This is a genomic window from Bryocella elongata (assembly GCF_900108185.1).
Taxonomy (GTDB): Bacteria; Acidobacteriota; Terriglobia; order Terriglobales; family Acidobacteriaceae; genus Granulicella; species Granulicella elongata.
Genome location: NZ_FNVA01000010.1, coordinates 25,499 through 46,394, shown reverse-complemented (window position 1 = coordinate 46,394; position 20,896 = coordinate 25,499). Strand labels below are relative to the sequence as shown.

Here is a 20,896-nt window from a genome sequence, read left to right as displayed (position 1 = left end):
CTCTGTTCCTTTCGGTGGTTAGGCGATCTCACCCTGGGCGAACCGCGTGATGCCCTCGGTGAGTCCGTACTTGGCGATCAGCTTCGACCGGCGCACCCGGTCCTTGGGCTTGGTGGAGAAAGTCGCATAGCTGCGACCGTCGAGATTGAGGCGAACAACCTTGGTGAGGCCGTCACGGCGCATGTAGAGTGCTTCGCGGTCCTGCAAGCTCTCAAACAGTGCGAGCTGCTGTTCTGTCATCTTGAACAGCTCCGCATACCGTTTCCGGTTGAAGGTCGCATCCTTCAGAAACAAGAACGACGTGCAGGAGTTCACAATGGAATCGGCGTTCTCGCCCAAGTCTTCCGCAGACTGTCCAATCATGGTGACGCCGCCGAGATTCTTTCGGACGGTCTTGATGGACGCGAGAGAGCCTTCAAGCAACTGCCGATTCTTCATAGAGCTGAAGATTTCTTCGATGAGGATGTGCTTGGGTACGCCGAGATTGGCAGAGTCATAGAGCACATCGTTGATGCGCCGTAATAACCACACCATCAGCGGCTCAATCAGGTCGGCATATTGCGCGTTATTGACGCCCTGGAAGTCGAAGCACTGCACACGCGAGAGCGAGAGGCTGTCTTCGACGTTGTCGAAGATGGCGCTGTAGACGCCTCGCCCAACCCACTTTGAGAGATACCTGTCAAGCTTCTTCGGCAAGAAGAGATTGGAGAGACGGCGGTTTTCTGGGTCGAGCAGGTAGATGTCCTGCACGGCCTTGTGGATCACGTCGTCGTCTTCTGGTTCCAGCTTCGCGCCGCCGTTGGTCAAGAGCAGCTTGATAAACGAATACAAGAACTTGATGTTGGCCTCGGTCGGCTCCAGAGAAAAGAGGGCGACACGGGGACCATCTTTGCCGATGCGGTCAACACGACCGCCGTACAACTCGACCACGCTTTCATAGCTGCCGCCGATGTCGAAGATGTACGTAAAGCCACCATACTTCTGCTCAAGCGCAACGGTGGCATTGCCGATCACGCTCTTGCCTGAACCTGTAGGTCCGATGATGAGCGAGACCCGCACGCCCTCCACGTACACATCTTGGAAGAACGGCGTCCGTGTGCGTGTCTCGAAGACATTCAGGTACTCGGAGTCCAGGTCTTCAGAGTGCGGGTGGCCGATGTGCGGAGCGAACACAGAGGACAACCGCGCATGATGTTCTTCACTGAGCCACATCGGAAAGACATTGAACTTGCCGTTGCCGGGGAACATGGCATAGAAGGCGCATAGATTGCCAAGCGTCTCCTCGATCACCTGGGCGCGTGCATCGACGAAGATCCGATGCACAGCGGGCGCGGTATCGCGTAGCTGGTCGGCGCTGTTGGCCGCCAGCATCAAGCGCAGCGAGTATTCTCCCTGCGTCTTCTTGTCCAACTCGCGGATGACCAGGCTCAAGTCATCGACACTGCTGTTAGCGGCCTTCGCACCCGCGCCTGTGTCAAGCGAAGCAGTATCGCGCCCGCTCATTACTCGCGTCAGAACACCCACTTTGAAAAACGAGATGAACTTTTCCTGCGCGTCGATCTCGCTGCGGGCCGCGGTGGTGGACTTGGGGCGCCATGTCGAGCACAGCACGCTATCGCAATCCAGTGCCAGCAAGCCGGAGAAGAGGCAGGGCCGCGATGCCTCTGGCGTCGTCTTGAGGGAATACATCTGCACATACCTTTTACCGACGCGTAAATGATCGCTATGCCATGCAACGGGATTCCTGACAATCTGCCGGTCCACACCCGCATCGTCGCGGAGCTGCGCTTGTGAGGCCCACTCTTCGAGATTGAAGAGGTACGAAAAGAATTGGAATGCGTCCGCCTTGTCGAGCAATCGTAGCCCCAACAAACTTCCCAGATGACCTCCAAGGATCGTTGCGGCTTTCTGTAGTTCTGCGAGCATCCGCGAGCTATCTGCGACGTTCTCCTGCGGCTTGCGCTCGAACGCTTTCAGCTTCGAAGCCTCCAACGTGAGGCACCAATGAAGGTCGATGCGTCGAAAGCCTGCGGTCTTCTCAAGGAAGGTTAGCCGGTCGTCCACGAAAACCTGCGTGACGGGATTGCTGTACTGCTTCTGTCGCGGCAATTCATAGCCCGACATGACACGGGAGTACTGATAGAGACATGAACCTTCTGGCAGGCCGCGCAGTGCACCTTCAATCGAGCGCATGCGCGACTCTAATTCCTGGTCGGTCAAGCCCTCTTCGTCGATGCCGGTCAGCGTGAACAGGCATCCATATCCGCCGCCCTTCAGGGCGAAGATATTTGGCCCGATGAAGCGTGCAATCGGAACGATGCTGCACGCGGCTCCGGCCTTGGCGAACCACGGAACGAATTTGGCTTGCTCAGTATTTGCGCGGGTCATAGTAGCTCTTCTGGTTGAGGCTTAGGCCCCAGAGCTGGAACATCTTTGGGTGTTTGCGGATGATGAGCCATGAGCCCACGGCAAGCGTGGGGAAAGCCATCATCGCCAGCAGGCGAAACCCAACGAGGAAAACCGTCACGCAGACGAATAGGATCGCCATCCATGCTGTAAGATCGAGACCAAGCTTGGCCCTCGGTCGATTCAGCGCCTGATTGATCGGTAACGGCTCTCCTCGCTTGGTCATGGTCGATGTCACCTCCTACATCGACTGTCCGGTCAGGCTGCCTATCCATCCGGCTCCCCAACCGAGCACTCCAGCGCCGAAAAGCGCGCCGAAAAGGCCTGGAATCGCGTCCTGGAACCGTCCACTCATCATGCGAATTCCCGCAAAAATGAGCCCTCCAAGGCAGATAACGGCCCCAGCGTACATTGCGAAAGTTTTGAAGGTTGTCATCAGCGTTTGAGCGCCAGAGAAGTCCATCGTTCCTTGAGCATGAGCGACGCCGCTTCCGACACCCGCAAAGACGAGTGCAGTAAGCGTCGGTCCCATCACATGAAGAGCGTGGCGCAGGGATTGCTTTGAGAGGGGGATTGCCCACCATTTAGTGGGGCGATTGAAAGACCGGTTGAGGGGTTTTCCCAACCAGACTGCGCGGCGGATTCTGAGCATCTTTGCACCTCCGCTGACTCGGTGTCAGCATGGCGCAAAGCTAAGATCCTCCTGTCCATCGCGTCCAATAACGAAACAGAGTTCGGTCATTACGAAATGGAATAGTCGATCCTCTAAACCTTCTATGAAGGCGGGCCTATTACTCGAGGTCTACGCTTTCGTAAACAACCCTCTTATCTCCCGTATGCCGGGTGGTCATTGCGGCGATATTTCGTAGCCGGTACATAGCCTGAGCAGCCTCATCCTCGGGCATCACGCGAATCTTTGTCGATTTGTCGACACCGAGACTATTGAAGCTGGTTCCAAAATCTAGACCGGTCTTTCCGCAGCACCACCAGCGGTCGTGGATTAGCGGATCACCTTCTGCGCCAACCGCAACGACTACGATTCTCGTCATGGGAGCAGATTGAGAGGACGTTTCTGTCCATGTGGACCGGAACTGATCTGCAAATGGAGCTACAAAACGCGCACGTTGAAGACCTACCTTCGACGTGATGAATGTCAAAGCGAGTTCGGGTTTAGTCTCCAAAACCATTTGCAGAATGGTCCCCACGTCACTTGGCATTAGATACGGATCGTGAATGACTAGCTCTTGGCCTTCCACAGAGGTCAACCACTGCCTGATGTAATTGAGTGCCTTTTCGCGTTGGTCGGGGTCTACGTAACAGAAAGACCTACTATCCTCAGTCAACAATGGGGGTTGACTGGGTAAGCTGGTTGCACTTCGTTCGGCGAGGAAATAGAACAGGTCAGCCGAAACAGAAATGGATCGATAAAGTCCACGAAGGCTCCTCTTCTCTTCGGCGCGCTCCTGAGGTCTCCGAATGGCGTTCTCTATTGTGTATGAATAAATTGAGAATGCGGAACTAAACGGTAGAGCAGCTGCATGTTCCAGGTAGGCTCGCGTGAGCATTATCTTTAGGGGCACAATCCGGCCCGAATTCAACGAACCTAAGAGGCCCCAGCTCGCTTCTGAGAGACGTCTTTTCGCAACCGGGGGAAGCTCTTCGGTCTCGTCCCGTTGCTCCATCAATTGCCGGCGCAAATCAAGTAGCTCTATTCTCGAAGAGACGCCGCGCTTTGCACGCCTGGCGTAATCATCATCCATTGCGGAAGCAATACTTGTGGCCAGCTCCGGATTGACCTGATGTGCAGAATCGATGATGTCACGCCGGACGTCATCGTACTCCGGTGCCGTATCGCTCGCGGTCATTAGCAATGCCCGCGTATATAACTCCTTCGCGAGCACCTTATCAAAGTCGTATGCCTCACGCGCCATCGTCTGAAGCCGCTGAGCTCTGTCCAGAGCAGACGGGATCTCCTCGGCGTATGACTCACAGTCCTTCAGAATAGATGTGGCCCAATTCCTGTCATGCTTCGAAAGCATACCCGCAAGGTAGGCGAGCACGAGGCAGCGGTCAGCTACGTTCGGTATGCCGATAGCCTGCGTCAGAACAGCCTCCCACCTATCTTTAGAAAAACGCTCAAGTTGAGTGATCTCGATTGAGCACAGGATGTGGTAGCCCATGTGCTGAATAAACTGCGGTGTCGGGAACCTCTGATCCCGGATGTTTATCAATTTGGATATTACGTCCAGCCTTTGGTTGCTGGTAATCGTCCTTTTGGCCTCCTTGGTTTGTAACGAGGCAGCTACAGTGCTAAGTATCCAATAGATTGTCGTATCTACAGTTGCTCGCATCGCCAAATCACATAGATCAAACATCTCATCTATCGTGAGTGCAAACACATGATGATGCTTTGTTTCAAATGGATCCCATGCTGGCTTTTTCTTGATAATGAAATTAACCGTCTGCGCAACAGCGCTATTCAACCACGATGGCGGCAGTTCTCTCATTAGCCCGATCGCTGTGACTCTGCTCGTGTGGTAAAGGAGCGGCAGAGTAATTATGAGGGCGCTGTACCGCTCGCACGTGTCCACCTGATAGTGAGCCAATCGTTTTTGAACTTGGTCTTTGACAATTGCTTGCGCTTCGGTCAGCTTTCCGCAACTTAAAATGCGCAGAGCCACGTCAGTCCAGAGGATCAGTTGCTCTGTAAGAGACGGTATACGCGCAATTAGACGGTTTAAGACGTCTAAGTCCTCTCGCTGGTCCAAGCGCTTCAGAACGAGTCCCATGTAGCTGCGGGAGAGCAGCAATAAACAATGCCTGTATGGATCAGAGGAGGATGAGATTGTGTGACTCGATCTGCACGCCTCCGCCCGTTTCAGCCAGATATCTGCCATATCGCGATCTGCTGATGCAAAACGAGCAGAAACAGTAAAGCCAAGCGATACCTTATCTTCGTCCAAACTCAATCGCTCCCATGCACTTAGCATCCTTTCTTGCAGGGATTGCTTTAGTCGATCAGAGCTGGTTACGTTGAAGTGCCTCAAACACAAGAGAGCTGCACAGCAGGCCCTCACCTGGCGATCGGCATCTTTGAATTGCAACGCCGCGCCTGCCAAGAATAATATTGCTTGATCCAAGCCAGATCGATTTATAGGCTCTGAATCATGGTTTCTAATCCGCTCGAGAACTTCACAAACTGCCACTTCCGCATCGTCAGGATCATAGAAAGACTCGATGACTTTATTTATATTTGTGAGATCTAGATATTCTGCTTGCACGCGAAGTAAGGCAGAAACAAGCCAACTCAAGGCATCATCTCGCCGGTTCGCTACATTCAATGTCAAGGCAACCTTGAGTGCAAGAGGGACATTGCGCGGGACAAGAGCAGCTAGGATGTCTCTTGTTGCATAGGTATGATCCGCTGTTGAGCGGAGCAGTGCATCTAGACTAGTCTCAAAGGATTGCAATGCCAGCTCTTCCAACCCCTCACGTTTTCGAATCTTCCCTTCGGTGTCCACCAAGGGAAGAAGATCCAATAGTCGTGCTAGGCACGCTGTCCTTACGGCGAGATCCTTGATCTGCAATATTGACGAATAAGATTCAACCAATCTGTTGGCTGCTGCTGTATTGTCGACCTTTGCCTCTGCAAGTGCGAGCAACATCTGCAGATAGTGATAATCGGTGGTGGGTCCGACAGCTTCAACTGAAGCATGTTGAGCATCAAAGCGGCGAATCAGATCTACTATTTGCTGAGGATCGATGAGGCTTCTCAGCGACTCTGCGAGTTCTCGGAAATCAGTGGCAGTCGGAGTATATTCGGTCGCCCTAATCGCAATATCCAGGGCAAAAGAGACCACAGCATAGGCGCCGTCCTTTGCGCGGGAGTGAAGGCTCCATTGCCGTAGCAAATAGAGCTGCTCTTTGATTGTATTAAGCTCCCGGACTTTATCGATGATCTCAGCTGCATCTACACCGCGCATGATCGACGCAAGGGCATTAAACATCGACAGGAATCGCGGATTCTTGATCGCCGCTCGAAGCCGTTGAGCATTGTCTTTAGCGGTGCTGTCCTGGCTGGTTTCTGCTGCCATCGATGCTGAAGCGAGAGCGAAATCTAGCCTCATCGATCCGGTCTTATTTTGAGAGGTCGCCCGTTCAAGAGCCTGGGTTGCTAGTTCTGGCCGAACATAGACCAGATCTGCCGCAAGGTCGTTCAAAGCGCTTGGATCAAACTCTTTCCAGTCAGCTCGCTGGAAAAGCGACTCTATTTCTGCCAATAGATCTGGCTGCAAGCTTTCCCCGCGCTCGCGTTTGAGCTTCGCTATGACGGCAAATAATCTCAGCCGATCGTTTATCAGGACGGCAGCCTGGGCCAAAGCGATGCAAGAGGCTTCGTCTTGTAGTTGCATACGGGCCGCGATTTCGGAACGGGACGCAGTAAAGCCAGAGTACTCGGAGAGTGCGGATGCCTGGACTGCGAAGCGCATCATTTCGCTGTAGCTCTTTAGTTCGCGGGCAGTTTCAAGTCCAAGAGTAATTTTTTGACGGACGGGACTTATTTCATGCTGCGAGTCGATTAATTTAGCGAATCGTTCTGGAGAGAGATATTGCAGTAACTTCCTATTGTGTCCAGCCTGTTTCAGGTATGAGGGCAAAAGAGCAACTGAGTCGATGCTGTCTTGATCGCTTGACAGCTTATCGATGATTCTTTGCGTTATCTTGTCCCGCAGCGATGAAAGCTTCCCTGCCACAAATTCTCGGAAAGGTTCGGATACAAAGTCCACGTCGCCAGAATCAATTGTGGGGAGGCTCACGAAGCGCAGGCGGCTAAGCGAGGATCGGAGGTTGCCAACAGACGTCTGCGAGAAGATAGCCAATTTGCTCAGGCTATGCTTATTAGAGTCGTGAGCAAGTAAGGCCAGTGCATCTATCAAGTGGACATCTGCTTCGTCTACCGAGCGCCACTCAAGAGAGAAGATATCGGGAAGGCTGGCTGGTAGGATCGATAAGAGTCTTTCTTCGGTGAGACCAGTATCAAGCAGCCGCCTAATTCCTGACAGATAGCCCGGTGCGCCTCCGCAAGTCGCGTGTATTACACGAGCTTTGTCGGATGATAGTTTCCCGTCGAAATAGGCTAGCGTTTCCTCAGTAGAGAACGCGGGGACGAGCCATTCTTTAGCGCCTGAGCTTACTCCACATTCCGACTTGGAAACGGACGTAAGTAGCTTAATGTAGTCCAGTCCAAGAGGCAGTTTGGATATCAGCAAATCCTTGAGATCGCTTTGTTCTTCCGGTATCTCTGCGAGTCCATCGAGGATGAGCACAAGCGGCTTGCCTAAACGAATGCTATAGGTTCGAAGCTTATACAAGAGGCTACGAAAGGTGGCGTCTGTAATTTCTTCCGTGAATGGCGGTTCTTTCCTTTCGATCAACCAATACATTTGAGCTGCAAGATCGTGGAGCAGAAAGCCCGGATCATAGGTGAACCAGCTACTCCGTTTGGCAAATACGGATACGGCGCGATCTTTTCGGGTTTTTGCGAATTGCGCAAGCAATATCGACTTGCCGGATCCGGACGCCCCTTCCAGGTGAACGGATTTGATATCTCTGCCGTCAATCATGGTTTCGAGGGTCTGGAGGATATTGTCTCGACTGATTTCACGTCCCTCTACCTGAGGCAGTGTACTTATAAAGCTGGTTGTGCCAACCACCTCACCTGAGTGTTGGAACTCTGCCATGGCAATTCACCTCGTTCATGAGTGAAACGTTAAACCGGACTATGAGAGCACATTGTTGTTTCAAGCAGCATTGTTACTGCTGTTGGTTTTCGGAACTGGAGAATACGTCACGACTGACAATAGTATTACGACAGAGGTTGGATCGCTTCACGTAGGAGGGGAATTGATTCCATGTGGGTTGTGACTTTGAATCGTGCCGCTTCGTCCAGCGGAAGCTGTTTCTGAAGTACCGGCCAGACGCTCATCATTTTGTCGGCGGTTTCTCTGGCGGTATCAAGAACCAGCTTGCTCGGGACTTGCGCCTTGCGGGCAAAACGTTGCAACAACTCGATGTTCAACTCCTGCGGGGATTTTTCTTTAGCAATCGAGAGCGCCAGCCGGTCGTCGGCGATATAGCGGACGGTCGATACGAAATCATAAGCGGGAGCGAGCCGTGGCGTATGTCCGTCCGCGTAGATAAGAGACCAGTTCTTCAGGTGCATATCGTTGTTGCCAATGGCCACGTTGAAGATGAGCCGACGAATGAACTCGGCGAACTGTGTCTCATCCGTCAAACGCCATAAATCGTTAGCCATATTCGTATAGCTGTAGTTCTTGTATTTGGCTTCCGGGAACTGGCCATAGAGCTGATTGAAATCCTCGATATGGATGCGTTTGCCATGAGAACCACGATCAAATCGCCGAATGTAATACGCGTTTCCTTCAAGCTGCTGCCAGGGCTCCGGAATGCCGGGAATCTTGTCCAGTGGAATCAACCCGATTTCGGGCACCTGAATCCCTATTGCACGCGCAAACTCCATCATGGAAAACTCGTTCTCCGGTAGCCCCGGATACGCGTGCGACGGCAGTTTGACAATCCAATGGCCGCCCACGCTGGAGGCGGGGATGGAAAGCTGACGGTGCGGGTTTCCGATGGCGGAGAGTTTCAACTGCACGCCCGCCAAGGAGAATCGCAGTACGTCCCGGCCTGTGCGCGCGCGGGCGACGGTGGGATTCTTTTCCGACGGGGGCAGGGTGCGGCCCTCCGCATCGCGCACCGTCACAGCGCCAGGAAGATCGTTTCCCAACAGCCAGAGCAGGAAGAATTCTCGCTGTGCGTTGACTTCGCCGTGCTCGGCAATGAACTGCCGCAGTGCGCCTTCGGGAAGAAGGTTGGAGAAGAATGGCGGCAACCGGCGCGTCACGGGGCGAACGTTCGTAATCGGATTGCGGTACGCATCGTAAAAGCTCAGGCTTAGGACGGGACGGTCCGCATCGGCGACATACGCCGAATCGAAGACGAAGAGGTTCTGGTCGTTCGGCAGATTAGTGATGGTACCCACCAGGGTTTCTGCGAGGCGCACTTCCAGTACCGAAGGCCGATTCGTATTATTCGCTGTCTTCGGCATCTTCCGGCGCTCCGCCTACCAAGGGAATATTTACGTCTGAGGCAGGAACCCCGCTCCGGCCCATGGCGTGGCCGACAAGAGCCTGCACGCCTGGAACCAGCTGCTTCGGGATCAGCATGGGTTCCATTTCCAGAACGCGGGCCATTTCCAGCAGAGTGGAGACACGGAGGTCGCCGCCACGCTCGATACGGGAAACCGCGCTTTGGGGCTGACCGATGCGCGAACCGAGATCGGCCTGGGTGAGGCCTTTCGATTCCCGTGCTATTCGAACCTGTCCCTGAATATATGCCATGAGGTATACCCATGGAGAATTATATGTCTAAAGTTATGTTTGCGCCCTTGTGCCCACGTTTGCCGAAACATGCAAAAACAAGGGCGCAATTGTGCCCATTTCGTACTCTCTTCGCTTTTCAGGAGCGGGGGTTCGCCTTCTATTCGATTTCCATTTTGCGGAGCCTCTGCCGATATCAGGCAGAGGAGAGGGGTGGAAAACGCGAATAATGCCGCAGGACGGCAGAGGTCTCAGGTCGATTTTGAAGGGTTTAGGAGCGTTTTGGGGAAACTTTGAGGGCACAACATGGACACAATAACGGTTCCTCGGTGTACCTTTTAGGGCCTATTGGAGCCACCCATTGCCCGGCGTTTCTATAAGTTACGGGTTTTAGGCTCACTGTCACGGCAGAGGTCGCGGGTTCGAGCCCCGTCGTCCCCGCCATACATTCCAAAAGACTTACGGAATATATGGGACCTAAGTGACAAGCAAATCAGGGTCCAATAAGGGTCCATTAAGCTCCAACCTGAGCTTTCTGCGGGTCCATCTCACCCGCTTTCTGACCCACGCCGGGAACCATCATCCTTACAACCTTGCTTTGTGCGGCGCGCTTATTGGAGCCCACTGCCTGGGTATACACGTCCAGTGTGATCCTGCTGTTCGCGTGCCGTAAAAGCTCCTGTACCGTCTTCACATCTTCCCCGTTCGCCTTCAGCAGCGTGCCGAAAGTGTGGCGGAATGTGTGCCAGCCGATGTTCTTGTAGATGCCGTTCGCCTTCGCGATCGGCTTGATGTACCGCTTCATCAAATTGTCCGGCCAATAGGGTTGTTCTCCCTTCATGGTCGGGCTGGCGAAGACCCAATCCTCTTGCAACGGATAGGGACTCCTCTTTCGCCACTGAAGCAAATCCTCTGCCATATAGCCGTCGAGTGGAACCGGCTTGGCCGAGGCTTCCGTTTTGCAGTCTCCGATCTTCTGATGCCATATGGATCGAGTCACACGAAGTTCAAGGCTGTCGAAGTCCACATCTGCCCATCGAATCCCTAACAACTCACTTACGCGTAGTCCTGTGGCAGCAGCCAACAGAACTAGTGTGCGTTCGCGCGTGTCGAGCTTGGTGAGAAGAAGCTGAAGCTCTCTCAGTTCGAGAACATCAGGAACGCGCTCTCTCTTCGCGCTCTGGCGCACGAGCTTGATCGGATTTTTATCCGTCCACTCGTAACGCATTGCGTGACTGAAAAGAGCGCTCATGAGATTCCGTAGCTTGGCTCGTGTGGCTTTTGCCCGCTTGATCCCTCGCAGCCACTCTTCGACTGCTACGGGTTTTACCTGGTCCATCTTGAGTCCACCCCAACGGGGCAAGATCCAGTTTTCCAGATAGCTTTGATAGGCAGCTCGTGTCGGAAACGACTTTTGGCTGTGGCTGTCCTCGTTCAATTCCTTGAGACGATAATGAGCAACCAAGTCCGCGATTGTTTCCGGCCCGCTCTCTGCCTGCGGGGTTTGTGCGTTAGCGTCGATGCGCAACGCGCGAGCTGATCTGAGTGCGATTGCTTCGGTGGGCAACGTGAGCACATTGCCCACGATCGCTTTCCTCCGCTTGTTCGCGCCATCAGAGCCAGGCTCCCACCAGCGAAAGACCCATACATCAGGTCCACTCTGGCGCTTTTCGCGCTGCACGCTTCCATTCTGATACCGTGTCCGCCTAGACATTTTCTCTCCTGTCTTCGGCGCAACGGATGGCTGTTATTAGGCTATCGCTACGCCGGGCAAAGGTCGAGACATTCTTGGATTAACTGGCGAGCTGACGCTGAATCCAATCCTCAATCGTGGAGGCTCGGAAACGCCATAGCTTCCCCACATGTACCCCACGCACGATACCTTTGCGCGCGAGCTTTTGGAGAGTCTTGGGGTGGACGTTCATAATTTTGGCTGCTTCATCACTATCAAGCAGCCGTTCTGGAACGAAGCCTCCCGCAGAAGCGGGAGGCTTTTTGCCTGGAGCATTCTGGTCCTCGATACCATACAGATCTGAAGGCATGTACACCTCGCTTATGGGATATACCCGGTCCTCAGAGTGCCTTTCGATTCTGTAGGAGTCCAATACTTCTCATAAATACCACTCAAAGTTTTTTGCATAGATGACTGATCAAGGTAGGAACCATTTGGTGCCTAGTTACCTGTCTGGGTATCCAGATACGCAAACGAAACTAATTGACGCATCCGGTTCCTAGTAGAACGATTTAAGGAGCAACATCGACTCTCGTCCCCCCGAGGGAGATGTGGAGTCTTGACGTCACTGCCAGCGGAGTCTTAGGGCCATGTCAGACATCGTCGAGTTTCGCCATCTGGAATACTTGGTTGCGATTGCAGAGCGCAAGAACTTCAGCAAAGCAGCCGAGCATGTCTTGCGATCACAACCTGCCGTCAGTCATCAGATCAAGATGGTGGAGGCTGATATTGGCTATCCACTCTTGATTCGCGATGGACGCAACGGGGTCCATCCAACGCCTGCCGGAGAGTTCGTGCTCGCATGGGCCAGGATCGTCCTTCCACAGAAGAAAGAGACCTTCCGCATGGCGAAAGCCATTCATGACGGAACGGTCCCTCTGCTCCGAATAGGTTTCTCGTCATTTGTGAATGGCTTCCTTCTCGACAACTTCCGCCTTGCCTATCAAGCCATGTTTCCAGAGTGCGAGATCAACCTTTCGAGCGGAAATACAAAGCACAACCTGGAGCGTCTCGAGAACGGGACTCTCGATTGTGCTCTGCTCCCCATGCCTATCGACAAGGACACCTGGAATGTTCGACAAGTAGCGCACTCGCCGCTTGTGATCTGTATGCGCTCGGATGATCCCCTCGCTAATGAGGCTTTGGTGGACATACACGAGGTTGCATCACGGCTCAAAGTGTTCCGCGATCCTGAACTACACCCTGCGGCTCATACACGTCTTTCGGAGATGTTTGCGGAGGTTGGTGTGCCTTTAAACATCGCCAGTTCCGCAGCAACTCCGGCGGACATACAACTAATGGTCAAGCAGGGGTACGGACTTGCCCTGATCGATCAACTCTGGCCACTTGATGCAGGGCTGATTACGAGGCCATTAGCGGGCCTGCATTGGACCGCAGATGTCGCCTTCGTTACCCCAAAGGATCGCAGGCATATGGCCTTGATGTTCATCGAGCAGTACCTCGATGAACACGGCCTCGGAAACAAGCGCAAGCAGCCGCAACCCGCTGCGGTTCGCCATCCCAAGCAACTCGCGCTTATCGGTTGATTGCCTATCTATAAACAGAATCTTGAGCACTATAAAAATTACGTCTTGGACTTTGCGGATCTCCTGACCTTACCTTCCGTGACATGGCGAAGCAAAATCAGCCATCAGGAGATTGCCTATGTCACTCAACTCGTATCGTCGTTACCGGATTACGCGGGGATTCCTCCACGTTGGACGCACGCTTCTGCCTGCGCTCTTCGCCCTCACGTGTGCCGGCGTTGCCCACGCACAAGGGACGATGGACTTCTCAGGGGCGCAAACGCTCATGGGAACGTTTAAGACCTTTGCAATATACGCTGGGGCCGTCATCTGCTTTGGCGGCCTCATTTTCGCGGGAATTCGCATGATGAGTGGGCGGTTCCAGGATGCAATTCCAGGACTCTTCGGCGCGTTGTTCGGCGCCGGAGTGCTCGGTTGGGGTGCCGGTTGGATCGGTAGCCTGACCGGCCAGTCGATGTAGGAGGTGACATCGACCATGACCAAGCGGGGAGAGCCGTTACCAATCAATCAAGCGCTGAATCGACCGAGAGCCAAGCTTGGTCTCGATCTTACAGCATGGATGGCGATCGTATTCGTCTGCGTAACGGTTTTCCTCGTTGGTTTTCGCCTGTTGGCGATGCTGGCTTTCCCGACGCTCGCGGTCGGCGCATGGCTCATCGTCCGTAAACACCCGAAGATGTTCCAACTGTGGGGCCTGAGCCTCAACCAGAAGAGCTACTATGACCCGCGTAAACACTGAGCAGCTCAAACATACTCCGTGGTTCGCCAAGGCAGGAGCGGCGTGCAGCATCGTTCCGATTGCACGCTTTGTCGGGCCAGAGATCTTTGCTCTCAAGGGCGGCGGTTACGGATGCCTGTTCGCTCTCACCGGCATCGACGAAGAAGGCTTGACGGACTTAGAGCTTGAGTCGCGAATGCGATCCATCGAAGGTGCGTTGCGCGGCTTGCCGGAGGGCTCGTGCCTTTACCAGTACACGCGCGTGATGTCTGGTTTCGACCTTCCGCGTCAGGAGAAGTATGCGAACCCCGCCACGGAAGTCTTCGCCAGTGACCGTCTCACATTCCTTGAGAACACGGCGGCCTTCCGCCGTATCGACCTGCACTGGTGCCTCACACTGGAGCCGTCGAAGGTGAAGCCGTTCGAGCGCAAACCGCAAGAGAATGCCGCGGACACATCGCGGATGCTAGCGGACCTTGAGAAGACCGCAACCATCCTTCAGAGCCATCTTGGCAGCGCCATTGGATTGCGGCTCCTTGGTAAGGACGAAACCTTCCAGTTCTTCAGCTATCTGTTCAACCTTGAAGAATGGGCAGAGCGTGACCAACTCCGCAACGATACTGGCGTGGACCGGCAGATCGTGAAGACTCCGATTGCGTGGCATAGTGATTACCTCCAAGTCGGCAAGCGCCATGTGCAGATGTTTTCGCTGAAGACGACACCGGAGGCTTCGAGGCCGTGCCTCTTCTCCGGTCTGCTGAGGCTCGATTGCGATAGTGTCCTGTGCTCGACATGGAGGGTGAAGCCTACATCCTCCGCCCGCAGCGAGATCGACGCGCAAGAGAAGTTCATCTCCTTTTTCAAGGTCGGTGTACTGACGCGCGTGATGAGCGGGCGCGACACCGCATCGCTTGAAACCGGCGCGGGCGCGAAGGCTGCCAACAACAATGTCGATGACCTGAGCGAAGTTATCCGGTCGCTCGATAAGAAGGCCCAGGGCGAATACTCCTTACGTTTACTGCTGGCAGCCCGAAGCCCCGAGCAGCTTCGCAACATCGTCCCCGCCGTGCATCGCATCTTCGTCGATGCCCGAGCGCAGGTGATGGAGGAGACGCTTGGGAATCTGTCGGCGTTCTATGCGATGTTCCCCGGCAATCACAAGTTCAACGTCTTCCCGCTGTGGCTGGCGGAGGACCATCACGCGCGGCTCTCCTCTGTGTTCGCTCCGCACATCGGTCATCCTCACTCGGAAGACCTCGACAACGAGTACCTCAATATCTTCGAGACCCGTACCCGGACGCCGTTCTTTCAGGATGTGTATGTGGATGGCGTGCGGGTCATGCTCATCATCGGTCCCACGGGGTCGGGCAAAAGCGTGGTGGGTAACGCCACCGTCGCACTGGAGCAGAAATACGGCGGTTTTACCTACATCTTCGACATCGGTGGCAGCTACGAAAGTGTGGTGGAGTTGTACGGTGGCAAGGTTGATCGCGTGGGCAAAGACGGCCCACGGGTGAATCCGTTTGCTCTGGAGCCGACCGAAAGCAATATCAAGTTTCTCTACTCGTTTATCAAACTCCTGCTCACCAACGGCGGCGCAGAGCTGGAGCCGGAAGACGATGACGTGATCCACAAAGCCGTGCAGGATATGTATCTGCTCGATCCTGAGAACCGCCGCCTGGCAAATCTGTTTCTGCCAAAGAAACTCGACCGTTATCTGTCGAAGTGGGTTGGGAAAGGCATCTATAACGCCGTCTTCGACAACGTCGAAGACAGTCTCTCGCTATCCCGCCTGCAATGCTTCGACTTCCAGGGCGTGAACAACGAGCAGTATGCCGACCTGATCGAGCCGCTGATGGTATGGCTTCTTCGGCGTATTAATGACGTTCTCTACAACCCGGCGAATCTGGGCGTTCCCAAGCACATCCTCATCGAAGAGATCTTCTCTTCGATGAAGAACAAGCAGCTCCTTGATGGCGCGCTTGCTTCCATCAAGACCGTTCGCAAGAACCTTGGCGGCGTCACCATGATCGGCCAGTCCGCCGACGACCTGGGTGCGAACGCTGACAGCATCGTGAACTCTTGCACATCGTTTCTGTTTCTGAAGGATGCGACTTTCAACCGAAAGCGCTACGCCGAGTTGTTCAAGATGAACGAACAACAGATCGCGTTGTTCGAGAGTTTGCAGGACCGCGAGGCGCTGTACATGCGGCGCGACGGCATTACGAAGGTCGTCACGTTGAACCTCGACAAACGCAGCTACGCCACGTTCTCCACCAAGCCGAAGGACCGGGTGCGACGGTCAAAGCTTATTGAAAAGTATGGACTCACCGAGGGCATTGATCGCTTTGCCCAGGGAGAGACTGTGTAACCAACCCAACCGAAGAAAGGCCAGTGCCATGAAACCACTTATCCCCATCGTCGTCTCCGCCGGACTAGCGCTGGCCTCTGCCCAGTGCCACGCCGTCGATACCCATCCTCTCCAGCCGAATGCACCGCGCACCGTCACCGTGTCCGAGGCGGACACGCCTCCTGTGATCCGCGCTGGCCTGCTGCAATCGACACTGATCGTCCTTCCCGTTGAGGAGAAGGTCGCCAACGTCTTCGCCGGTGACACTGTCGATTGGGTCTTCGATGGCGGCCATGTCGCCAGTCGTTTCATCAGCGTTAAGCCCAAAGTTGCGAATGGATCAACGGACATTCACATCGTCTCCGACCACGGGAACGAGTACACCTTGCAACTCCATGAAGTCTCCAGTGAGCCGGATGCCCACTTCGATTCCAAAGTCTTCATCGCTCCCGGCGACCAGGCGGCAAAAGATAGGCTGACACAACTTCCTGTGTTTGTACCTGCCGCAGAACTGGATAAGGCCAAGCAGGAGGCCGCTACCGCCAAAGCTGCCCAGGCAGCAGAGCTGAAGGCCGAAGAGACGAAGGCCGAGCAATATCGGAGCCAATATCCCAGCAACCTCCACTTTGATTACACATGGGATCAATCAAAGGGTAAGGCTCTTGGCCTTCAGCAGATCTGGCGGGATGACAAATTCACCTACCTGCGCGGCCAGTTCCAGGAGACGCCTGCCTTGTATGAAGTGAAGGACAAGAAAGGGTCGCTCATCAACTTCGATTTCAGCAATGGTCTTTACACCGTGCCGAAGCAGTTGGACAACGGCTATCTCGCCATCGGTAAGCAGAAGGTCGAGTTTCATCGCGTGGGAGGGGCAAACTAGCCATGACTGAGCCGAATCAGAATTCCCCCGCCACTGTCCCCGACCAGCCGGAAGCGAAGTCGCCACTCAAGAAGGGTATGCCCGTAGTGGTAGTCCTCGTTGTCATCATTGCCCTGATCGGCGTCGCCAATGTGTCCAGCTTGTTGAGCGGCAACAAGAAAGCGGCCCCGGCAAGCGCAATGACCATGCGCCCCGCTTCGCCCAATGCCCAACAGGTAAACAGTTTTTCGACGCAGCAGCAGGTGCAGGCACAACGGGACGCTGAGGAGCGGCAGCATCAGCAGGAGTTGGCCGCTGCGATGCAGCAGCTCCAGGCCGAACAGAGTGTCCCCGGTCCAGAGGCCGCCGGGACACAGCCAATGACGGCAGCGCAACGCGATGCGATCTATGGCAATAGCCCAAATGCACCACAACACACCTCGAACATCTCGCAGGCTCAGGCAGAGGCGAAGCAAAAACAGATAGCGAAGGAAAAACAAACGCAGGACGCGATCAACAGCGACACCGTCGCTATCGACTTCGCCCACCCGGGCGCAGCGCCCGGTGCTGCTGTGCCGACGCAGCCGGCAACGGCTGTATTGGGGGAGCATGAGGAGGTCCATCCCCAGGCGGTCGCGGAAGTTCCAAGCAGTTCATCTACCAGTGGAGCGAGCGACAAATCCGGTGTTGTGCAAGTGCCTTCCGCGCAACAGGCCAAAGCTGTTTCCAAGACCGACGCGATGGGTGGATACGACTTCGATAACTATCAAGGCCGTCTCTATCGCGTCTTTGAGGGCACGGTTCTTGAAGGGGTTGTCACCAACCACATCGACGGTGGGTTGAGCGGCCCGATCCTGGTCATGCTCACCACCGACTACTACTCGCATGACCATCAGCAGCTTCTTATGCCGCAGGGTACTCGACTGATCGGTACAGTACAGAGCGTGGGCAATGCCCAGCAGCGAAAGATGTTTGTGACCTTCCATCGTGCCGTTTGCCCCGACGGCTTCTCACTCGACTTTGATAAATACATCGGCCTTGACCCACTTGGCACGACCGGCCTTGCAACGAAGGTAGACCACGGCTATCTGATGGCCTTCGGCGCGGCGGCTGCCGTGGGCGGTTTAGGTGGCCTGGCACAGATCGGTAATAACGGCAGCGTGCTTACGGCGTCGTCTCAGATACGCAGCGGGATCTCCGAGCAGTCAGCCACTGAGGGTGAGCAGGTGTTGAACCACTTCCTGAATCGCCTGCCTGTCATCACGCTCAAGGAGGGTTCTCGCGCCCGCATCTACGTCGGGCGCGACATCCTCATCCCGTCCTACGCGAAGCATCGCGTCGACCCCACCATGTGAACGCTTTTCCGAGAGGCAATTCTATGGATGAGAGGAATCCGAGATACGCCCATTTGTTCCGCAAAGCGCAGGATGCCAAGCGCGGCGGTCACGACGCCTGGGCTGTCCAGTCCACTGGCGAGAAAGTCGCTGTTGCTCTGGTCCTCAATCGTGCCGATTGGCTTATGGAACAGGGATACACCATTGCGGAAGCCATCGAGCGGTCTGGTTCCGAGTGGGTTGCAATGATTCCGCAGATTGCCCGCCAGCTCGTGGATCAGGAATAGGAGGTTGTGCTTATGACCACACTCACCATTACGAGACGCAACAGGCTCATTCTCTCAGTCAGTGCATCCATGCTGGCTCTCGCTCCTCTCGTCTCGCCGGTTGGACGCAGCTCTGTCGCCAGCACACTCGATTGTTTTGTCCAAACTGTGGATGCCGTGGCGAAGTTCCCGTGCCGGATCGTGAACAATATCAGGCACTTTTCCCTGGACAGGTTGGACCCCACCTGCCCGCAATGCTTCTAGCTCTTTCACCCAAAGGAGGCTGTATGAAACTCGTGATGACCAAACGCAACAAGTATCTTCTAACCGGCGGTCTGCTTCTGTTGACCGCGACACCCAGCTTCGCTCTCTTCGGGATCGGCGACATCGTCTTCGACCCGACCAGCTACGCCAGCCTTGTTTCCCAGCTCACAACGCTGGAGTCGCAGTACAAGATGCTCCAGAACAACATCACGCACTTCTCACTCAAGCAGCAGTGGCAGACGACCTTGAATGCGATGAAGAACGCCAACGTCGCCAATATGCTTGGCGAGACGAGCGGCATGAGCATTGCTCTCAATACGAACTCGCCCAGCGCGTCGTCCACGGCGTGGACAGCCGGAACGATTAAGGTGAGTGGAAACACAACCACCTACCTACAAGGGCAGACGTCGGGGAGCGCCCAGCTCTCGCAACTGGCCATGATCGAGGCATCGGACTCCATCTCTCCCGACTGCCTTACCGCAGTCGGCCAGTACAGGGGCGCGAGGACACAGAACGTCACCGCGAACAACACGCTCGCCTCGCAGCAGCTCGACGGGAGCGATGGCACGAACACTGAGGTCGAACAGCTCAACCTTCTGAACGCAGCAGAAGCGCAGAAGATGTCGGAGATGCAGTCGCAGGGCGTCTTGCAAGCCTGCCTCGCTTCACAGATGACCGTCACGAACATGCAGCAGCGGAACGCTGCTGCGCAAGACCTGAATACCGCCGCGTTCGTTCAGCAGCAACGTTCGACCAACAACGTGAGTGCGGCGAACGAAAGCAACACCTGGCAGACCTATCTTCCTTGATTCGGAGACGCAATGTTGAAAGCGATCAACACCAAGATACTGCTTGCGATTCTTGCGGCGCTGACTGCCATTGGCAGCGCCGTGATTTACCAGAGCCTTGAAGCTCACAAGGCCGCCGCCATCCTTCAACAGCAACAGCACGACGCCGAGGAGCAAAGAAGTCGCGATGAGGCGTTCCGCAGGCAGGTAGAGCAGGACAAGAAGCGGCATAATTCCGCCGCTGGTAAAGAAGGCAAGACATGGAAGAGCTATATCCCCTGATTTCACCGGAGACCGATATGAGCATCGCCGTTCTCGCACAAGCACTGCCGTCCGCATCGTCGGGCATGGACTGGCTCTACCAGTTCACCAACAATCTGACCAACCTCACCACGCAGAACGGCGGCGCGTTGACCCAGTTCGGTTGGACCGAGCTGAGCTGCATCTCTCTCTTCACCCTTGTGAACATGGTCATCAACTGGAACACCAGCACGATGACGTTCCGGCTGCATCACCATCCCGTGCGTGCGGGCGACCTTACTCACTTCCTACTCAAGCTCATCGTATGCAGCTTGCTGCTGAACTATTGGGTGAACCCGTTCCCAGGAGCGAGCTTCGGCATCAATCACTTCTTCAGCTACATCGCACAGGCGATGGTCGCAGCCTTCGATCAGCACTCGCTTGACCAGCTGCTCCAGCTTCTCAAGAACGCCGGCGATGGAACGTCCATGCCGTCTTTCACCGCGCCAGTTCAGATCCTTTGCTATGTCCTCGTGCAGATCATGCTTGGCTTGGCATCTGCCATCTTGTTCGTGATTAATTGCAGCGCCTTCATCCTCTACGGTGTTACCGCGCTCTTTGGGCCTGTCTTTGTGCCGCTACTCATGACACAGACCTTCAAGGCGAAGTTCTTCCACTTCCTTGATGTGCTCATCAGCTTCGCTATGATTCGCGCTGTCGCGGCGGCGTTCATTTATGTGTGGGCCGGATTCATGAACGGGTTTCTGCAGCAGACCTTCAATGGCAACTATTCGATGGATATGTGGATCGCCAATCTAATCCCTTGCTTAATGGTCTTCGTCGCTTTCATCATTAATATGCTGTTCATTCCGAGCATGACCCAGGCCATCTTTGGCGGGGCGGCTGGGTTGGTTTCTTCGGCTCAGAATGCTGCGGGTGGCGGGGCGATGCTACTCGCAAAATTGGGAGGTGGCTAGTGAGGAATTGGTTTT

18 protein-coding genes are annotated in these 20,896 nt (G+C 54.9%); 10 read left to right on the top strand and 8 right to left on the bottom strand.

Annotation, left to right across the window (positions count from 1 at the left end; genetic code table 11):
• Nucleotides 1-18: 18 nt before the first annotated feature.
• The 8 genes from C4S68_RS22200 to C4S68_RS22165 form a co-directional block, all read right to left on the bottom strand.
• Nucleotides 19-2,388, bottom strand: a complete 2,370-nt coding sequence (locus tag C4S68_RS22200; protein WP_103935321.1) for a VirB4 family type IV secretion system protein — start codon at nucleotides 2,386-2,388, stop codon at nucleotides 19-21.
• Nucleotides 2,369-2,632, bottom strand: a complete 264-nt coding sequence (locus tag C4S68_RS22195) for a VirB3 family type IV secretion system protein (RefSeq protein WP_103935320.1) — start codon at nucleotides 2,630-2,632, stop codon at nucleotides 2,369-2,371. The genes C4S68_RS22200 and C4S68_RS22195 overlap by 20 nt, the downstream gene beginning before the upstream one ends.
• 15 nt (nucleotides 2,633-2,647) lie before the next feature.
• Nucleotides 2,648-2,938 (bottom strand): hypothetical protein, encoded by a 291-nt coding sequence (locus tag C4S68_RS22190; RefSeq protein ID WP_231581250.1) that lies wholly within the window; start codon nucleotides 2,936-2,938, stop codon nucleotides 2,648-2,650.
• A 259-nt stretch (nucleotides 2,939-3,197) separates the two neighbouring features.
• Nucleotides 3,198-8,147, bottom strand: coding sequence for an ATP-binding protein (locus C4S68_RS22185; RefSeq protein ID WP_103935319.1), 4,950 nt, complete (start codon nucleotides 8,145-8,147; stop codon nucleotides 3,198-3,200).
• 125 nt (nucleotides 8,148-8,272) lie between these two features.
• Nucleotides 8,273-9,535 (bottom strand): type II toxin-antitoxin system HipA family toxin, encoded by a 1,263-nt coding sequence (locus C4S68_RS22180; RefSeq protein ID WP_103935318.1) that lies wholly within the window; start codon nucleotides 9,533-9,535, stop codon nucleotides 8,273-8,275.
• Nucleotides 9,516-9,827, bottom strand: a complete 312-nt coding sequence (locus C4S68_RS22175) for a helix-turn-helix domain-containing protein (protein ID WP_103935317.1) — start codon at nucleotides 9,825-9,827, stop codon at nucleotides 9,516-9,518. Before C4S68_RS22175 ends, C4S68_RS22180 begins: the two co-directional genes overlap by 20 nt.
• Before the next feature lie 493 nt (nucleotides 9,828-10,320).
• On the bottom strand, nucleotides 10,321-11,487 hold the full coding sequence (locus C4S68_RS22170) for a tyrosine-type recombinase/integrase (RefSeq protein ID WP_160115286.1): 1,167 nt from the start codon (nucleotides 11,485-11,487) through the stop codon (nucleotides 10,321-10,323).
• Between the two features lie 112 nt (nucleotides 11,488-11,599).
• Complete coding sequence (locus C4S68_RS22165; RefSeq protein ID WP_103935359.1) at nucleotides 11,600-11,848, bottom strand: helix-turn-helix domain-containing protein; 249 nt, start codon at nucleotides 11,846-11,848, stop codon at nucleotides 11,600-11,602.
• Nucleotides 11,849-12,128: 280 nt separating this feature from the next.
• Between C4S68_RS22165 and C4S68_RS22160 the strand changes: the two genes are divergently transcribed.
• The 10 genes from C4S68_RS22160 (at nucleotide 12,129) to C4S68_RS22110 (ending at nucleotide 20,881) form a co-directional block, all read left to right on the top strand.
• On the top strand, nucleotides 12,129-13,085 hold the full coding sequence (locus tag C4S68_RS22160; protein ID WP_103935315.1) for a LysR family transcriptional regulator: 957 nt from the start codon (nucleotides 12,129-12,131) through the stop codon (nucleotides 13,083-13,085).
• 118 nt (nucleotides 13,086-13,203) lie between these two features.
• Nucleotides 13,204-13,545: a hypothetical protein gene (locus C4S68_RS22155; protein ID WP_103935314.1), complete on the top strand. Its 342-nt coding sequence runs from the start codon at nucleotides 13,204-13,206 to the stop codon at nucleotides 13,543-13,545.
• Nucleotides 13,546-13,560: 15 nt separating this feature from the next.
• A complete protein-coding gene (locus tag C4S68_RS22150) occupies nucleotides 13,561-13,824 on the top strand; it encodes a VirB3 family type IV secretion system protein (protein WP_058188582.1) in 264 nt (87 codons plus the stop codon).
• Complete coding sequence (locus tag C4S68_RS22145) at nucleotides 13,805-16,174, top strand: VirB4 family type IV secretion system protein (protein ID WP_103935313.1); 2,370 nt, start codon at nucleotides 13,805-13,807, stop codon at nucleotides 16,172-16,174. Before C4S68_RS22150 ends, C4S68_RS22145 begins: the two co-directional genes overlap by 20 nt.
• Before the next feature lie 28 nt (nucleotides 16,175-16,202).
• The gene (locus C4S68_RS22140) at nucleotides 16,203-17,033 is read left to right on the top strand and encodes a TrbG/VirB9 family P-type conjugative transfer protein (RefSeq protein WP_103935312.1); all 831 of its coding nucleotides are present in this window, start codon (nucleotides 16,203-16,205) and stop codon (nucleotides 17,031-17,033) included.
• Nucleotides 17,034-17,035: 2 nt separating this feature from the next.
• Nucleotides 17,036-18,367, top strand: coding sequence for a TrbI/VirB10 family protein (locus C4S68_RS22135; protein WP_103935311.1), 1,332 nt, complete (start codon nucleotides 17,036-17,038; stop codon nucleotides 18,365-18,367).
• 23 nt (nucleotides 18,368-18,390) lie between these two features.
• The gene (locus tag C4S68_RS22130) at nucleotides 18,391-18,633 is read left to right on the top strand and encodes a hypothetical protein (protein ID WP_103935310.1); all 243 of its coding nucleotides are present in this window, start codon (nucleotides 18,391-18,393) and stop codon (nucleotides 18,631-18,633) included.
• A gap of 266 nt (nucleotides 18,634-18,899) precedes the next feature.
• Entirely contained in the window at nucleotides 18,900-19,685 is a 786-nt protein-coding gene (locus C4S68_RS22120; RefSeq protein WP_103935308.1) for a hypothetical protein, read from the top strand.
• A 12-nt stretch (nucleotides 19,686-19,697) separates the two neighbouring features.
• Nucleotides 19,698-19,946 (top strand): hypothetical protein, encoded by a 249-nt coding sequence (locus tag C4S68_RS22115; RefSeq protein WP_103935307.1) that lies wholly within the window; start codon nucleotides 19,698-19,700, stop codon nucleotides 19,944-19,946.
• 17 nt (nucleotides 19,947-19,963) lie between these two features.
• On the top strand, nucleotides 19,964-20,881 hold the full coding sequence (locus tag C4S68_RS22110) for a type IV secretion system protein (RefSeq protein WP_103935306.1): 918 nt from the start codon (nucleotides 19,964-19,966) through the stop codon (nucleotides 20,879-20,881).
• Nucleotides 20,882-20,896: the final 15 nt, after the last annotated feature.

Bases quoted from the DNA above. Each gene is read 5' to 3' on its own strand.
- C4S68_RS22120 (WP_103935308.1), top strand. From the start codon at position 18,900: ATGAAACTCGTGATGACCAAACGCAACAAGTATCTTCTAACCGGCGGT.
- C4S68_RS22110 (WP_103935306.1), top strand. From the start codon at position 19,964: ATGAGCATCGCCGTTCTCGCACAAGCACTGCCGTCCGCATCGTCGGGC.
- C4S68_RS22135 (WP_103935311.1), top strand. From the start codon at position 17,036: ATGACTGAGCCGAATCAGAATTCCCCCGCCACTGTCCCCGACCAGCCG.
- C4S68_RS22115 (WP_103935307.1), top strand. From the start codon at position 19,698: ATGTTGAAAGCGATCAACACCAAGATACTGCTTGCGATTCTTGCGGCG.
- C4S68_RS22200 (WP_103935321.1), bottom strand. From the start codon at position 2,388: ATGACCCGCGCAAATACTGAGCAAGCCAAATTCGTTCCGTGGTTCGCC.
- C4S68_RS22165 (WP_103935359.1), bottom strand. From the start codon at position 11,848: ATGCCTTCAGATCTGTATGGTATCGAGGACCAGAATGCTCCAGGCAAA.
- C4S68_RS22160 (WP_103935315.1), top strand. From the start codon at position 12,129: ATGTCAGACATCGTCGAGTTTCGCCATCTGGAATACTTGGTTGCGATT.
- C4S68_RS22150 (WP_058188582.1), top strand. From the start codon at position 13,561: ATGACCAAGCGGGGAGAGCCGTTACCAATCAATCAAGCGCTGAATCGA.
- C4S68_RS22130 (WP_103935310.1), top strand. From the start codon at position 18,391: ATGGATGAGAGGAATCCGAGATACGCCCATTTGTTCCGCAAAGCGCAG.
- C4S68_RS22195 (WP_103935320.1), bottom strand. From the start codon at position 2,632: ATGACCAAGCGAGGAGAGCCGTTACCGATCAATCAGGCGCTGAATCGA.
- C4S68_RS22190 (WP_231581250.1), bottom strand. From the start codon at position 2,938: ATGGGACCGACGCTTACTGCACTCGTCTTTGCGGGTGTCGGAAGCGGC.
- C4S68_RS22185 (WP_103935319.1), bottom strand. From the start codon at position 8,147: ATGGCAGAGTTCCAACACTCAGGTGAGGTGGTTGGCACAACCAGCTTT.
- C4S68_RS22180 (WP_103935318.1), bottom strand. From the start codon at position 9,535: ATGCCGAAGACAGCGAATAATACGAATCGGCCTTCGGTACTGGAAGTG.
- C4S68_RS22175 (WP_103935317.1), bottom strand. From the start codon at position 9,827: ATGGCATATATTCAGGGACAGGTTCGAATAGCACGGGAATCGAAAGGC.
- C4S68_RS22145 (WP_103935313.1), top strand. From the start codon at position 13,805: ATGACCCGCGTAAACACTGAGCAGCTCAAACATACTCCGTGGTTCGCC.
- C4S68_RS22155 (WP_103935314.1), top strand. From the start codon at position 13,204: ATGTCACTCAACTCGTATCGTCGTTACCGGATTACGCGGGGATTCCTC.
- C4S68_RS22140 (WP_103935312.1), top strand. From the start codon at position 16,203: ATGAAACCACTTATCCCCATCGTCGTCTCCGCCGGACTAGCGCTGGCC.